Raw genomic sequence first — 13,288 nt, 5'->3', positions numbered from 1 at the left:
ATGAAAGCGATCGCAGTGGGATCTGACCCCGGATGCCGGACAGCAAAAAGCCCCTGGACCTTGCGGCCAGGGGCTTTGATTTCACACCTGAAACGTCAGGGCTTCAGAACGGGATATCGTCGTCGAAGCTGTCGAAGTCAGGAGCAGGCTGCGCGGCCGGCTGCTGCGGCGCCGGGCGCTGCGGGGCCTGTTGCGGGCGCTGGGCCTGCTGGCGCGGTGGCGCCTGGTTGTAGTTGTTGCCGCCTTGGCCGCCACCTTGGTTGCCGCCCTGGTTGTACTGGTTGCCACCCTGGTTGTACTGGTTGCCACCGTCCTGGTTCTGCGGACGGCCGCCCAGCAGCTGCATGGTGCCTTGCATGTCGACGATGATTTCGGTGGTGTAGCGCTTGATACCGTCTTTTTCCCACTCGCGGGTCTGCAGCTTGCCCTCGATGTAGACTTGCGAACCCTTGCGCAGGTACTCGCCAGCGATCTCGGCAACCTTGCCGAACATCGACACACGGTGCCACTCGGTGCGCTCGACCTTCTGACCGGTCTGCTTGTCGGTCCACTGCTCGCTGGTGGCCAGGCTCAGGTTGGTCACGGCGTTACCGTTGGGCAGGTAGCGAGTTTCGGGATCCTGACCGCAGGTACCGACCAGAATGACTTTGTTAACCCCACGGGCCATAACGTTCTCCTAGGCTTCGCACGCCGCTGAGGCTGGGTTCACCAGACGCTCCAGGGTCGCACGGTCCAAAATTTTCGTATCCAGTTTGATGTAGATGGCGCCTTCATCGGCAACCACTACGGCGTCGGTCACTCCCGGCACGGCCATGAGGCGTTCGCTCAGCCCGGCTTCCCGGACCGCTTCGGGCGACAGTGGCATGCGCAGGCTGGTCACATACGGCGGCTCACGCATGCCGAGCACCACGACCAGCCAGATGAGGCACAACACCGCGCAGCCCGCGAACACCAGACTCAGGCCACCGTGCCCGAACAGCCAGCCACCGAGTATTCCTCCAAGGGCGGCGCCCAGGAACTGGCTCGTGGAGTAGACCCCCATGGCCGTCCCCTTGCCGCCGGCGGGCGAGACCTTGCTCACCAGCGAAGGCAAGGATGCCTCCAGCAGGTTGAATGCGGTAAAGAATATCACGGTGCCGATCACCAGTCCGCGCAAGTTGTCAGCCCATTGCCAGAAGAACACCTCGGTGAGCATCAGCACAGCCACCGCACCGAGCAACACACGCTTCATCTTGCGCTTCTTCTCGCCGTAGATGATGAAGGGAATCATTGCAAAGAATGAGATGAACAGCGCGGTCAGGTAGACCCACCAGTGCTCTTCCTTGGGCAGTCCGCTGTGCACGAATGCCAGTGGCAATGCCACGAAACTGGCCATCAGGATGGCGTGCAGCACGAAGATGCCCAGATCCAGGCGCAGCAGGTCGGGGTGGCGCAGCGTCGGGCCCAGGGCCTTGCGGGCGACGCCGGACTCGCGGTGCTGCAGCACGCTGTGCGCACTGGGCACGACAAACGCGACAAGGCCGATGCCGACCAGTGCCAGGCCTGCGGTGGCAAGGAACAATCCTGACAAGCCGAAGGCACGTGTCAGCAATGGACCGACGACCATTGCCACGGCGAACGACAGGCCGATGCTCATGCCGATCATGGCCATCGCCTTGGTCCGGTGCTGCTCGCGGGTCAGGTCGGAAAGCAGCGCCATCACCGCCGCGGAGATCGCGCCCGCGCCCTGCAGGATGCGCCCTGCGATGACGCCCCATATCGAGTCGGCCTGCGCCGCCAGCACGCTGCCCAGGGCAAAGATGATCAAGCCGACGTAGATCACCGGGCGCCGCCCGATGCGGTCGGAGATCATCCCGAACGGAATCTGCAGGAATGCCTGGGTCAGGCCATAGGCGCCGATGGCCAGGCCGATGAGTGCCGGTGTTGCCCCCGCCAGGTCCATGCCGTAGGTGGCCAGCACGGGCAAGACCATGAACATGCCCAGCATCCGAAAAGCAAAGACCAGGGCCAGGCCGCCTGCGGCGCGGGTTTCGCTGCCGCTCATGCGATCGTGGTGGTTGTCGTGCATGGATTAACCTCGTGTGAACCGGCGGGGATTCTATCAGTCCGACCCCTTAACGGCATATACGCGACGCTTTGCCGCGTGATGGCAGCGCGCCGTATACTTCCTTGTTTATGCCCGCCAAGCGAGGCCGCAGTGGACAAGATCCTGATTCGTGGGGCACGTACCCACAACCTGAAGAACATCGACCTGACCCTGCCGCGTGACAAGCTGATCGTCATCACCGGCCTGTCGGGTTCTGGCAAATCCTCCCTGGCGTTCGACACCCTGTACGCCGAGGGCCAGCGTCGCTACGTGGAGTCGCTGTCGGCCTACGCCCGGCAGTTCCTGTCGATGATGGAAAAACCTGACGTCGACACCATCGAAGGCCTGTCACCAGCCATTTCCATCGAGCAGAAATCGACCTCGCACAACCCGCGTTCGACCGTCGGCACCATTACCGAAATCTACGATTACCTGCGCCTGCTCTATGCCCGCGTGGGTACTCCACGCTGCCCGGACCACGATATCCCGCTGGAAGCCCAGACCGTCAGCCAGATGGTCGACCTGGCGCTCGCCGAGCCCGAAGGCAAGAAACTGATGCTGCTGGCCCCCGTGGTGCGCGAGCGCAAGGGCGAGCACCTGGCGGTGTTCGACGAGCTGCGCGCCCAGGGCTTTGTCCGCGCGCGCATCAATGGCAAGCTCTACGAACTCGATGAGCTGCCCAAGCTGGACAAGCAGAAGAAGCACAGCATCGATGTGGTGGTCGACCGTTTCAAGGTGCGTGCCGACCTGCAGCAGCGCCTGGCGGAATCCTTCGAGACCGCCTTGAAGCTGGCCGATGGCATAGCCCTGGTCGCGCCGATGGACGACGAGCCCGGCGAGGAGATGATCTTTTCCGCTCGCTTCGCCTGCCCCATCTGCGGTCATGCGATCAGCGAACTCGAACCCAAGCTGTTCTCCTTCAACAACCCGGCCGGCGCCTGTCCGACCTGCGACGGCCTGGGCGTCAAGCAGTTCTTCGACACCAAGCGCCTGGTCAATGCCGAGCTCACCCTGGCCGAAGGCGCGATTCGCGGCTGGGACCGGCGCAATGTGTATTACTTCCAGATGCTGGGCTCCTTGGCGTCGCATTTTGGCTTCAGCCTGGAAAAACCCTTTGGCGAGCTGTCGGCCGAGCAGCAGAAGCTGCTGCTGCAGGGCAGCGGCAAGCAGAGCGTCGATTTCAAGTACCTCAACGACCGGGGCGATATCGTCAAGCGCTCGCACCCCTTCGAGGGGATCGTGCCGAACCTCGAGCGGCGCTACCGCGAAACCGAGTCGGCCAGCGTGCGCGAGGAGCTGGCCAAGTACCTGGGCACACAGCCCTGCCCTGACTGCCGCGGTACCCGCCTGCGCCGCGAATCGCGCCATGTGTGGGTCGGCGAAAAGACATTGCCGGCCGTCACCAGCCTGCCGATCGGCGACGCCAGCAGCTATTTCAGCGGCCTGACCCTGACCGGCCGGCGCGGCGAGATCGCCGCCAAGATCCTCAAGGAAATCTGCGAGCGCCTGCAGTTCCTGGTCAACGTCGGCCTGGATTACCTGACACTGGATCGCAGCGCCGACACCCTGTCCGGCGGCGAGGCCCAGCGTATTCGCCTGGCCAGCCAGATTGGCGCGGGACTGGTGGGCGTGATGTACATCCTCGACGAGCCTTCCATCGGCTTGCACCAACGCGATAACGACCGGCTGCTGGGCACCCTCAATCACCTGCGGGACCTGGGCAACACGGTCATCGTGGTCGAGCACGACGAGGACGCCATCCGGCTCGCCGACTACGTGGTCGACATCGGCCCGGGGGCAGGTGTTCATGGCGGGCAGATCGTTGCCGAAGGCACGCCGCAGGAGGTCATGGACCATCCTGACTCGCTCACCGGCAAGTACCTTTCCGGCCGCAAGAAGATCGTCGTGCCGGCCAAGCGGACGCCACGCAACAAGAAGCTCTCGCTCAAGGTCAAGGGCGCTCGCGGCAACAACCTGCAGAACGTCGACCTGGAGCTGCCGATCGGGCTGCTCACTTGCGTGACCGGCGTCTCCGGGTCGGGCAAGTCCACCCTGATCAACAACACGCTCTTCCCGTTGGCGGCGACCGCGCTCAATGGTGCCAGCACCCTGGAAGCCGCGCCGCATGCCAGCGTCGACGGCCTGCAGCACCTGGACAAGGTGGTCGATATCGACCAGAGCCCGATCGGCCGCACACCGCGCTCCAACCCGGCCACCTACACCGGCATCTTCACTCCGATCCGCGAACTGTTCGCCGGGGTGCCTGAATCACGTTCGCGCGGCTACGGGCCCGGGCGTTTCTCGTTCAACGTCAAGGGCGGGCGCTGTGAAGCCTGCCAGGGCGATGGCCTGATCAAGGTCGAGATGCACTTCCTGCCGGACATCTACGTGCCGTGCGATGTGTGCAAGAGCAAGCGCTACAACCGCGAAACCCTGGAGATCAAGTACAAGGGCAAGAACATCCACGAAGTGCTGGAAATGACCATCGAGGATGCCCGCGGCTTCTTCGACGCGGTGCCGGCGCTGGCGCGCAAGCTGCAGACGCTGATGGACGTCGGTCTTTCGTACATCAAGCTGGGCCAGTCGGCGACCACGCTGTCCGGAGGTGAGGCACAGCGGGTCAAGCTGTCGCGCGAGCTGTCCAAACGCGACACCGGCAAGACCCTGTACATCCTCGATGAGCCGACCACCGGCCTGCACTTCGCGGATATCCAGCAACTGCTCGATGTGTTGCATCGCCTGCGCGATCACGGCAACACGGTGGTGGTCATCGAGCACAATCTGGATGTGATCAAGACGGCGGACTGGCTGGTCGACCTGGGCCCCGAGGGGGGCTCCAAGGGAGGCCAGATCATTGCCTGTGGCACGCCAGAGGAGCTGGTGAAGATGAAGCAGTCGCATACCGGGCATTACCTCAAGCCGCTGCTGGAGCGTGACCGGGCGTAATCAACCGGCCACGAAAAAGCCCCTGTCACGTTAGTGCCAGGGGCTTTTTCTTGTGTGCCGTGGGGTGATTACATCTGCGATTGCAGGTAATTCTCCAGGCCAAGCAACTTGATCAGGCCCTGCTGCTTTTCCAGCCAGTAGGTGTGATCTTCTTCGGTATCGGCCAGCTGCGCGCGCAGGATGTCGCGGCTGATGTAGTCATTGTGCAGCTCGCACAGCTCGATGCCTTTGCACAGCGCGGCCCGTACCTTGTACTCCAGGCGCAGGTCGGAGGCGATCATCTCCGGCACCGTGGTGCCGACATCCAGATCATCAGGACGCATGCGCGGTGTGCCTTCGAGCATCAGGATGCGGCGCATCAGGGCATCGGCGTGCTGCCCTTCTTCTTCCATCTCATGATTGATACGTTCGTAGAGCTTGCTGAAGCCCCAGTCCTCGTACATCCGCGAGTGAATGAAATACTGATCGCGTGCCGCCAGTTCGCCCGTTAGCAACGAGTTGAGGTAGTCGATTACATCCGGGTGACCTTGCATTGCCCTGCTTCTCCCTGTGTGAAAGCCATAGTGTGAACCAGGATTATTGCGAGGTCACTGAAAAACGCGCAAAAACAGTGAAAAAAGTCGGCAAACAGTAGTGATATTCATTGAAAAACCGCCCAAATGCGGGCGGTTCTCCTTATCACTTCGACTTAGGCGATGGTCCAGCCCAGTGCTTTGGCAATACCTTCACCGTAAGCCTGATCGACCTTGATGAAATGCTGCAGCTGGCGCTGCACAACATCTTCGCTCACGCCTGCCATGGTTCCGGCAATGTTGTTGATCAGCAAATCCTTCTGTTCCGCGCTCATCAGGCGGAACAACGCGCGCGCCTGACTGTAGTAGTCGCTGTCCTCGCGGTGATCATGCCGGTCCGCGGCACCGCTAAGCGCGAGCGGTGGCTCGGCATGGCGCGGAGCCTGCCTGGGCGCGTCGCTGTAGCTGTTGGGCTCGTAGTTCGGCGCAGCCCCGCCGTTGCTGCCGAAGGCCATGGCACCGTCCCGCTGGTACGTATTGACCGGGCTTCGAGGCGCATTGACAGGCAACTGCTGGTGATTGGTCCCAACGCGGTAGCGATGAGCGTCTGCGTAGGCGAATACCCGGCCCTGGAGCATGCGGTCAGGGGAAAGACCCACACCCGGCACCATGTTGCTCGGGCCGAAGGTTGCCTGCTCGACCTCGGCGAAGTAGTTGAGCGGGTTGCGGTTGAGTTCGAGCTCGCCGACTTCGATCAGCGGAAACTCCTTCTGCGACCAGGTCTTGGTCACATCGAAAGGATTCTCGGCACGGTTGGCGGCTTGCTCTTCGCTCATGACCTGCATGCACACTGCCCAGCGAGGGAAATCACCACGCTCGATCGCTTCGAACAGGTCACGCTGGGCGTAATCCGGATCAGTCCCGGCCAGGCGCGCGGCGTCGGCCGGCGCGAGGTTCTTGATGCCCTGGCGGGTTTTGTAGTGCCACTTCACCCAAGTACGCTGCCCTTGCGCATTGATCAGGCTGTAGGTGTGGCTTCCGAAGCCGTGCATATGGCGGTAGCCGTCCGGAATGCCACGGTCGGAGAACAGAATGGTGACCTGGTGCAGCGACTCAGGTGAGTGTGACCAGAAATCCCACATCATCTGGGCGCTTTTCAGGTTGCTTTGCGGCAGGCGCTTCTGGGTGTGAATGAAATCGGGGAATTTCAGCGGGTCGCGGATGAAGAACACAGGCGTGTTGTTGCCCACGATGTCCCAGTTGCCTTCTTCGGTATAGAACTTCAGGGCGAAACCGCGCGGGTCGCGCTCGGTGTCTGCAGAGCCGCGCTCGCCACCGACGGTCGAGAACCGCAGGAACGTTTCGGTTTGCTTGCCGACCTGCTCGAACAGCTTGGCGCTGGTGTAGGCAGTAATGTCGCGGGTGACGGTGAAGGTGCCATAGGCACCCGAGCCCTTGGCGTGTACGCGACGCTCAGGAATGTTCTCGCGGTTGAAGTGGGCGAGCTTTTCGATCAGGTGGAAGTCGTCCAGAAGCAAGGGACCGCGCGGACCGGCGGAGCGGGAGTTCTGGTTGTCGGCGACTGGCGCGCCGCTGGCGGTGGTGAGTATCTTGCTCATGGGGTTTCCTTCTCGAAATGATCTACCGGCTGGCCGGCTTGAGAAGGATTATCGACGAACGGTCACATCAGAACAAATTCATTACATTGCTGAGATCAATAGAAAATCTCAATTCATACAGGCACAAAAAACCGGGCTCAAGGCCCGGTTCTTCGTAGCAGACTATTCGTCTTACTCAGCGGCTTCTACAGCACCGCCGACTGGACGATCAACCAGCTCGACATACGCCATAGGCGCGTTGTCGCCAGCGCGGAAACCGCACTTCAGGATACGCAGGTAGCCGCCCTGACGGGTGGCGTAGCGCTTGCCCAGGTCGTTGAACAGCTTGCCAACGATAGCTTTCGAACGAGTACGGTCGAAAGCCAGACGACGGTTAGCGACGCTGTCTTCCTTGGCCAGGGTGATCAGCGGCTCGGCAACGCGGCGCAGTTCCTTGGCTTTTGGCAGGGTAGTCTTGATCAGCTCGTGCTCGAACAGCGACACCGCCATGTTCTGGAACATGGCCTTGCGGTGAGAGCTGGTACGGCTCAGGTGACGTCCACTTTTACGATGACGCATGATTCATTCCTTACCAAACAGTTCGTTCGGTGATTACGACGATCAGGCAGTCGCCTTGTCGTCCTTCTTAAGACTTGCAGGCGGCCAGTTGTCGAGGCGCATGCCGAGGGACAGACCACGGGAAGCCAGGACGTCCTTGATTTCAGTCAGGGACTTCTTGCCCAGGTTCGGAGTTTTCAACAGCTCTACTTCGGTACGCTGAATCAGGTCGCCGATGTAGTAGATGTTCTCCGCCTTCAGGCAGTTGGCCGAACGTACGGTCAGTTCCAGGTCGTCAACCGGGCGCAGCAGGATCGGGTCGATCTCGTCTTCCTGCTCGACAACTACTGGTTCGCTGTCGCCTTTCAGGTCGACGAACGCAGCGAGCTGCTGTTGCAGGATGGTAGCAGCACGACGGATAGCCTCTTCAGGGTCCAGGGTGCCGTTGGTCTCCAGATCGATGACCAGCTTGTCCAGGTTGGTACGTTGTTCGACACGGGCGTTTTCCACCACGTAGGCGATACGACGTACCGGGCTGAACGAAGCATCAAGCTGCAAACGACCGATGCTGCGGCTTTCGTCTTCGTCGGTCTGACGCGAGTCTGCCGGCTCATAACCACGACCACGAGCTACGGTGAGCTTCATGTTCAAGGCGCCGTTCGACGCCAGGTTAGCGATTACGTGATCGGGGTTGACGATCTCGACATCGTGATCCAGCTGAATATCGGCAGCGGTAACCACCCCCGAACCCTTTTTCGACAAGGTCAGCGTAACTTCGTCACGACCGTGCAGCTTGATTGCCAGGCCTTTAAGGTTCAACAGGATTTCAATTACATCTTCCTGTACACCTTCGATCGCGGAGTACTCGTGGAGTACGCCATCAATCTCGGCCTCGACTACTGCACAGCCAGGCATGGAGGACAACAGGATGCGGCGCAGCGCGTTGCCCAGGGTGTGGCCGAAGCCACGCTCGAGAGGCTCGAGCGTGATCTTGGCGCGGGTCGGACTGACAACCTGCACATCAATGTGGCGGGGTGTCAGGAACTCATTTACCGAAATCTGCATGGATGCACCTATTTTCTAGCCCTTACTTGGAGTAGAGCTCGACAATCAGGTTTTCGTTGATGTCGGCGGACAGGTCGCTGCGAGCAGGAACGTTCTTGAAAACGCCCGACTTCTTGGCAGCATCCACGTCAACCCACTCAACGCGGCCACGCTGGGCGCACAGTTCAAGGGCTTGAACAATGCGCAGCTGGTTCGACGACTTCTCGCGAACCGCGACCACGTCACCCGGACGAACTTGGTAGGATGGAATGTTTACAGTCTTGCCGTTGATGCTGATCGCCTTGTGCGAAACCAGCTGACGGGATTCGGCGCGAGTCGAACCGAAGCCCATACGGTAGACGACGTTATCCAGACGGCACTCGAGCAGTTGCAGGAGGTTCTCACCGGTAGCGCCCTTCTTGGAGGCTGCTGCCTTGTAGTAACCGCTGAACTGACGCTCCAGTACACCGTAGATACGACGAACTTTCTGTTTCTCGCGCAGCTGGGTACCGTAGTCGGACTGACGGCCACGGCGCTGGCCGTGGATACCTGGGGCTGCTTCGATGTTGCACTTCGATTCCAGAGCGCGTACGCCGCTCTTCAGGAACAGATCGGTGCCTTCACGACGAGACAGTTTGCATTTTGGACCAATGTAACGTGCCATTTATCTGTCTCCTGATTACACGCGGCGCTTCTTCGGCGGACGGCACCCGTTATGCGGGATTGGCGTCACGTCGGTGATGCTGGCGATCTTATAGCCACAGCCGTTCAAAGCACGAACAGCCGACTCACGACCTGGACCTGGACCCTTGACGTTCACGTCGAGGTTCTTCAGACCGTATTCCAGCGCAGCTTGACCAGCACGCTCAGCAGCGATCTGGGCTGCGAACGGGGTGGACTTGCGCGAACCACGGAAACCCGAACCACCGGAGGTAGCCCAGGACAACGCATTGCCCTGACGGTCGGTGATGGTCACGATGGTGTTGTTGAAAGACGCATGGATGTGGGCGATGCCATCAACCACTGTCTTTTTGACTTTCTTACGAGGACGAGCAGCAGGTTTTGCCATGTCTATATTCCTGTCGATTCGCTGGTGCGATTACTTGCGGATCGGCTTGCGCGGACCTTTACGGGTACGGGCATTGGTCTTGGTACGCTGACCGCGAACCGGCAGACCCCGACGATGGCGCAGACCGCGGTAGCAGCCCAGGTCCATCAAACGCTTGATTTTCATGTTGACGTCACGACGCAGGTCACCTTCAGTGGTGAACTTCGCGACTTCGCCACGCAGCTGTTCAATCTGCTCGTCGCTCAGATCCTTGATCTTAGCGGCTGGGTTGACACCAGCGTCTGCACAGATCTTCTGTGCAGTTGTGCGACCAACACCGTAGATGTAGGTCAGCGAGATAACAGTGTGCTTGTTATCTGGAATGTTAACGCCTGCAATACGGGCCATTCAGTGGGACTCCAATTGACAGCTACCTACGCCCCGGAAGCCAAGAAATAGGGCGCGAGATAATATCGCTGTAGAAACAAATAATCAACCCAGCAGCACACTAGCTGCTGGGTTTGAAGCGCAAATCACACTCAGCCTTGGCGCTGCTTGTGACGCGGTTCCGCGCTGCAGATCACTCGCACGACGCCTTCGCGGCGAATAATCTTGCAGTTACGGCACAGCTTTTTCACCGATGCACGAACTTTCATCACCAACTCCTCGAACCTTAGGGGCCACTCAGCGCAGCAGACCGCTGCCGCCGTAGCCTTTCAGGTTGGCTTTCTTCATCAGGGATTCGTACTGGTGTGAAACGAGGTGCGATTGTACTTGGGACATGAAGTCCATCACAACCACTACCACGATCAGCAACGACGTCCCGCCAAGGTAGAACGGAACGTTTGCAGCCACCACCAGGAACTGGGGCAGCAGGCAGACGGCCGTCATGTATAGAGCACCGAACATGGTCAAACGGGTCAGAACGCCATCAATGTAGCGCGCCGACTGCTCGCCAGGACGGATACCCGGAATAAAGGCACCGGACTTCTTCAGGTTTTCCGCTACGTCTTTCGGATTGAACATCAACGCCGTATAGAAGAAGCAGAAGAAAATGATCCCTGCACTAAACAGCAGAATGTTCAACGGCTGACCAGGAGCGATCGACTGCGAGATGTCCTGCAACCAGCCCATACCTTCGGACTGACCGAACCAGGCACCCAGCGAAGCCGGGAACAGCAGAATGCTGCTCGCGAAAATGGCCGGGATAACCCCTGCCATGTTCACTTTAAGCGGCAAGTGGCTGGTCTGCGCAGCGAAGACCTTGCGGCCCTGCTGACGCTTGGCATAGTGAACGGCGATACGCCGCTGACCACGCTCGATGAACACCACGAAGCCGATAATCGCTACTGCCAGCAAACCGATAGCGACCAGGGCGAAAATGTTGATATCGCCTGTGCGTGCAGACTCGAAAGACTGCCCTATTGCTCTCGGAAGACCGGCTACGATACCTGCGAAGATCAACATCGAGATACCGTTGCCCACACCGCGCTCGGTGATCTGCTCGCCCAGCCACATCATGAACATCGCACCCGCCACGAACGTGGTGACAGCGACGAAATGGAAGCCAAGGTCTGCAGAAAACGCCACGCCCTGACCGGCCAGACCAATGGACATGCCAATGGCTTGGACCAGCGCCAGGATAACGGTGCCGTAGCGGGTGTACTGGCTGATCTTGCGACGGCCAGCTTCACCTTCCTTCTTCAACTGCTCCAGCTGTGGGCTGACAGCGGTCATGAGCTGCATGATGATCGATGCCGAAATGTACGGCATGATCCCCAGTGCAAAGATGCTCATGCGCTCCAGCGCACCGCCGGAAAACATGTTGAACAAGCTAAGAATGGTCCCCTCATTCTGCCGGAACAGTTCCGCCAGCCGGTCCGGGTTGATGCCTGGAACTGGGATATGCGCGCCTATCCGATAGACGATGATCGCCAGGAACAGAAAACGCAGACGAGCCCAGAGTTCAGACATGCCACCGCTTTTGCCGATCGCAGAGAGAGCACCTTGCTTAGCCATTTATTCCTCGAATTTGCCGCCAGCTGCTTCAATAGCCGCACGCGCACCCTTGGTGGCTGCGATACCCTTGATGGTGACCGCGCGAGTAACTTCGCCGGACAGCATGATTTTCACGCGCTGTACGTTTTGGTTAATCACGTTGGCATCCTTCAAGGATTGCACGGTGACTACGTCGCCTTCCACCTTGGCCAGCTCGGACAGACGCACTTCTGCGCGGTCCATGGCTTTCAGGGAAACGAAGCCGAATTTCGGCAGGCGACGGTGCAGCGGCTGTTGACCGCCTTCGAAGCCCGGAGCGATGGTGCCACCGGAACGGGAGGTCTGACCTTTGTGGCCGCGGCCACCGGTCTTGCCCAAACCGCTACCGATACCACGACCCGGACGATGCTTCTCGCGACGGGAACCCGGCGCTGGACTCAGATCATTGAGTTTCATCGATTAACCCTCGACGCGCAGCATGTAGTAAGCCTTGTTGATCATCCCGCGATTCTCGGGAGTATCCAGGACTTCTACAGTGTGACCGATGCGACGCAGACCCAGGCCCTTCACACACAGAATGTGGTTAGGCAGACGGCCGGCGGTGCTTTTGATCAGCGTTACTTTAACGGTAGCCATGATCAGATGATCTCCTCAACGCTCTTGCCGCGCTTGGCAGCAATGGACTCAGGAGATTGCATGGCTTTCAGACCCTTGAAAGTGGCATGAACCACGTTCACTGGGTTGGTCGAACCGTAGCACTTGGCCAGAACGTTCTGAACGCCAGCAACTTCCAGGACAGCACGCATTGCGCCACCGGCAATGATACCGGTACCGTCGGAGGCAGGCTGCATGTAAACCTTCGAGGCGCCGTGGGCAGCCTTGGTGGCGTACTGCAGGGTGGTGCCCTTCAGGTCAACCTGGATCATGTTGCGACGCGCAGCTTCCATGGCTTTCTGGATCGCGGCTGGTACTTCGCGCGACTTGCCACGGCCGAAGCCGACACGACCTTTACCATCACCAACCACGGTCAACGCGGTGAAGGTGAAGATACGGCCGCCTTTTACGGTTTTTGCAACGCGGTTAACTTGAACCAGCTTCTCAATGTAGCCTTCGTCGCGCTTTTGGTCGTTATTTGCCATAACTTAGAACTCCAGCCCGCCTTCACGAGCAGCATCAGCCAGCGCCTTGACGCGGCCGTGGTACTTGAAGCCAGAACGGTCGAAAGCAACTTGAGAAACGCCAGCGGCTTTCGCACGCTCGGCTACCAGCTTGCCAACCTTAGTGGCCGCGTCGATGTTGCCGGTGGCACCATCACGCAGTTCTTTGTCCAAGGTCGAGGCGCTTGCCAGAACCTTGCTGCCGTCGGCCGAAATGACCTGGGCGTAGATGTGCTGCGAAGAGCGGAACACGCAGAGACGCACGACTTCGAGTTCGTGCATTTTCAGGCGTGCTTTGCGAGCGCGACGCAGTCGAGTAACTTTTTTGTCGGTCATTTGCT

16 protein-coding genes are annotated in these 13,288 nt (G+C 59.8%); 1 reads left to right on the top strand and 15 read right to left on the bottom strand.

From position 1 onward, the window contains the following. Window positions 1-103: 103 nt before the first annotated feature. Window positions 104-667 (bottom strand): single-stranded DNA-binding protein, encoded by a 564-nt coding sequence (locus tag VJS90_RS10155; RefSeq protein ID WP_324121523.1) that lies wholly within the window; start codon window positions 665-667, stop codon window positions 104-106. Window positions 668-676: 9 nt separating this feature from the next. Continuing rightward, on the bottom strand, window positions 677-2,068 hold the full coding sequence (locus VJS90_RS10150; protein ID WP_324121522.1) for an MFS transporter: 1,392 nt from the start codon (window positions 2,066-2,068) through the stop codon (window positions 677-679). 129 nt (window positions 2,069-2,197) lie between these two features. Between VJS90_RS10150 and uvrA the strand changes: the two genes are divergently transcribed. After that, complete coding sequence (gene uvrA, locus VJS90_RS10145; protein ID WP_324121521.1) at window positions 2,198-5,032, top strand: excinuclease ABC subunit UvrA; 2,835 nt, start codon at window positions 2,198-2,200, stop codon at window positions 5,030-5,032. A 68-nt stretch (window positions 5,033-5,100) separates the two neighbouring features. Here uvrA and bfr read toward each other — a convergent pair whose 3' ends face one another. The 13 genes from bfr to rplR form a co-directional block, all read right to left on the bottom strand. Next, window positions 5,101-5,565, bottom strand: coding sequence for a bacterioferritin (bfr, locus tag VJS90_RS10140; RefSeq protein ID WP_324121520.1), 465 nt, complete (start codon window positions 5,563-5,565; stop codon window positions 5,101-5,103). A 155-nt stretch (window positions 5,566-5,720) separates the two neighbouring features. After that, window positions 5,721-7,163, bottom strand: a complete 1,443-nt coding sequence (locus VJS90_RS10135) for a catalase (protein ID WP_324121519.1) — start codon at window positions 7,161-7,163, stop codon at window positions 5,721-5,723. A gap of 171 nt (window positions 7,164-7,334) precedes the next feature. After that, window positions 7,335-7,721, bottom strand: coding sequence for a 50S ribosomal protein L17 (rplQ, locus tag VJS90_RS10130; RefSeq protein ID WP_028695417.1), 387 nt, complete (start codon window positions 7,719-7,721; stop codon window positions 7,335-7,337). A 42-nt stretch (window positions 7,722-7,763) separates the two neighbouring features. Next, window positions 7,764-8,765 (bottom strand): DNA-directed RNA polymerase subunit alpha, encoded by a 1,002-nt coding sequence (locus VJS90_RS10125; RefSeq protein WP_003255452.1) that lies wholly within the window; start codon window positions 8,763-8,765, stop codon window positions 7,764-7,766. A gap of 22 nt (window positions 8,766-8,787) precedes the next feature. After that, window positions 8,788-9,408, bottom strand: a complete 621-nt coding sequence (gene rpsD / locus VJS90_RS10120; RefSeq protein WP_158460554.1) for a 30S ribosomal protein S4 — start codon at window positions 9,406-9,408, stop codon at window positions 8,788-8,790. A 15-nt stretch (window positions 9,409-9,423) separates the two neighbouring features. Continuing rightward, a complete protein-coding gene (gene rpsK, locus VJS90_RS10115) occupies window positions 9,424-9,813 on the bottom strand; it encodes a 30S ribosomal protein S11 (RefSeq protein ID WP_060392320.1) in 390 nt (129 codons plus the stop codon). A gap of 30 nt (window positions 9,814-9,843) precedes the next feature. After that, window positions 9,844-10,200, bottom strand: a complete 357-nt coding sequence (gene rpsM, locus VJS90_RS10110; RefSeq protein WP_158460553.1) for a 30S ribosomal protein S13 — start codon at window positions 10,198-10,200, stop codon at window positions 9,844-9,846. A 131-nt stretch (window positions 10,201-10,331) separates the two neighbouring features. Next, window positions 10,332-10,448 carry a 50S ribosomal protein L36 gene (rpmJ, locus tag VJS90_RS10105; protein ID WP_002555468.1) on the bottom strand — a complete coding sequence of 39 codons (117 nt, stop codon included), beginning with the start codon at window positions 10,446-10,448 and terminating at the stop codon, window positions 10,332-10,334. 28 nt (window positions 10,449-10,476) lie between these two features. Further along, a complete protein-coding gene (secY, locus tag VJS90_RS10100; RefSeq protein ID WP_324121518.1) occupies window positions 10,477-11,811 on the bottom strand; it encodes a preprotein translocase subunit SecY in 1,335 nt (444 codons plus the stop codon). Next, window positions 11,812-12,246 carry a 50S ribosomal protein L15 gene (gene rplO / locus VJS90_RS10095; RefSeq protein WP_010220318.1) on the bottom strand — a complete coding sequence of 145 codons (435 nt, stop codon included), beginning with the start codon at window positions 12,244-12,246 and terminating at the stop codon, window positions 11,812-11,814. 3 nt (window positions 12,247-12,249) lie between these two features. After that, entirely contained in the window at window positions 12,250-12,426 is a 177-nt protein-coding gene (gene rpmD, locus VJS90_RS10090) for a 50S ribosomal protein L30 (protein WP_158460550.1), read from the bottom strand. 2 nt (window positions 12,427-12,428) lie between these two features. Next, window positions 12,429-12,929, bottom strand: a complete 501-nt coding sequence (rpsE, locus tag VJS90_RS10085) for a 30S ribosomal protein S5 (RefSeq protein WP_158460548.1) — start codon at window positions 12,927-12,929, stop codon at window positions 12,429-12,431. A gap of 3 nt (window positions 12,930-12,932) precedes the next feature. Further along, window positions 12,933-13,283, bottom strand: coding sequence for a 50S ribosomal protein L18 (gene rplR / locus VJS90_RS10080; protein WP_009397496.1), 351 nt, complete (start codon window positions 13,281-13,283; stop codon window positions 12,933-12,935). Window positions 13,284-13,288: the final 5 nt, after the last annotated feature.

This window comes from Pseudomonas sp. (genome assembly GCF_035277045.1).
GTDB lineage: Bacteria > Pseudomonadota > Gammaproteobacteria > Pseudomonadales > Pseudomonadaceae > Aquipseudomonas.
Note: the sequence above shows the minus strand (reverse complement) of the source record. Positions and strands in the feature narration are given on the sequence as shown.

Bases quoted from the DNA above. Each gene is read 5' to 3' on its own strand.
- rplR (WP_009397496.1), bottom strand. From the start codon at position 13,283: ATGACCGACAAAAAAGTTACTCGACTGCGTCGCGCTCGCAAAGCACGC.
- rplQ (WP_028695417.1), bottom strand. From the start codon at position 7,721: ATGCGTCATCGTAAAAGTGGACGTCACCTGAGCCGTACCAGCTCTCAC.
- VJS90_RS10150 (WP_324121522.1), bottom strand. From the start codon at position 2,068: ATGCACGACAACCACCACGATCGCATGAGCGGCAGCGAAACCCGCGCC.
- rpsE (WP_158460548.1), bottom strand. From the start codon at position 12,929: ATGGCAAATAACGACCAAAAGCGCGACGAAGGCTACATTGAGAAGCTG.
- rplO (WP_010220318.1), bottom strand. From the start codon at position 12,246: ATGAAACTCAATGATCTGAGTCCAGCGCCGGGTTCCCGTCGCGAGAAG.
- rpmJ (WP_002555468.1), bottom strand. From the start codon at position 10,448: ATGAAAGTTCGTGCATCGGTGAAAAAGCTGTGCCGTAACTGCAAGATT.
- VJS90_RS10155 (WP_324121523.1), bottom strand. From the start codon at position 667: ATGGCCCGTGGGGTTAACAAAGTCATTCTGGTCGGTACCTGCGGTCAG.
- secY (WP_324121518.1), bottom strand. From the start codon at position 11,811: ATGGCTAAGCAAGGTGCTCTCTCTGCGATCGGCAAAAGCGGTGGCATG.
- VJS90_RS10135 (WP_324121519.1), bottom strand. From the start codon at position 7,163: ATGAGCAAGATACTCACCACCGCCAGCGGCGCGCCAGTCGCCGACAAC.
- rpsD (WP_158460554.1), bottom strand. From the start codon at position 9,408: ATGGCACGTTACATTGGTCCAAAATGCAAACTGTCTCGTCGTGAAGGC.
- rpsK (WP_060392320.1), bottom strand. From the start codon at position 9,813: ATGGCAAAACCTGCTGCTCGTCCTCGTAAGAAAGTCAAAAAGACAGTG.
- bfr (WP_324121520.1), bottom strand. From the start codon at position 5,565: ATGCAAGGTCACCCGGATGTAATCGACTACCTCAACTCGTTGCTAACG.
- VJS90_RS10125 (WP_003255452.1), bottom strand. From the start codon at position 8,765: ATGCAGATTTCGGTAAATGAGTTCCTGACACCCCGCCACATTGATGTG.
- rpmD (WP_158460550.1), bottom strand. From the start codon at position 12,426: ATGGCTACCGTTAAAGTAACGCTGATCAAAAGCACCGCCGGCCGTCTG.
- rpsM (WP_158460553.1), bottom strand. From the start codon at position 10,200: ATGGCCCGTATTGCAGGCGTTAACATTCCAGATAACAAGCACACTGTT.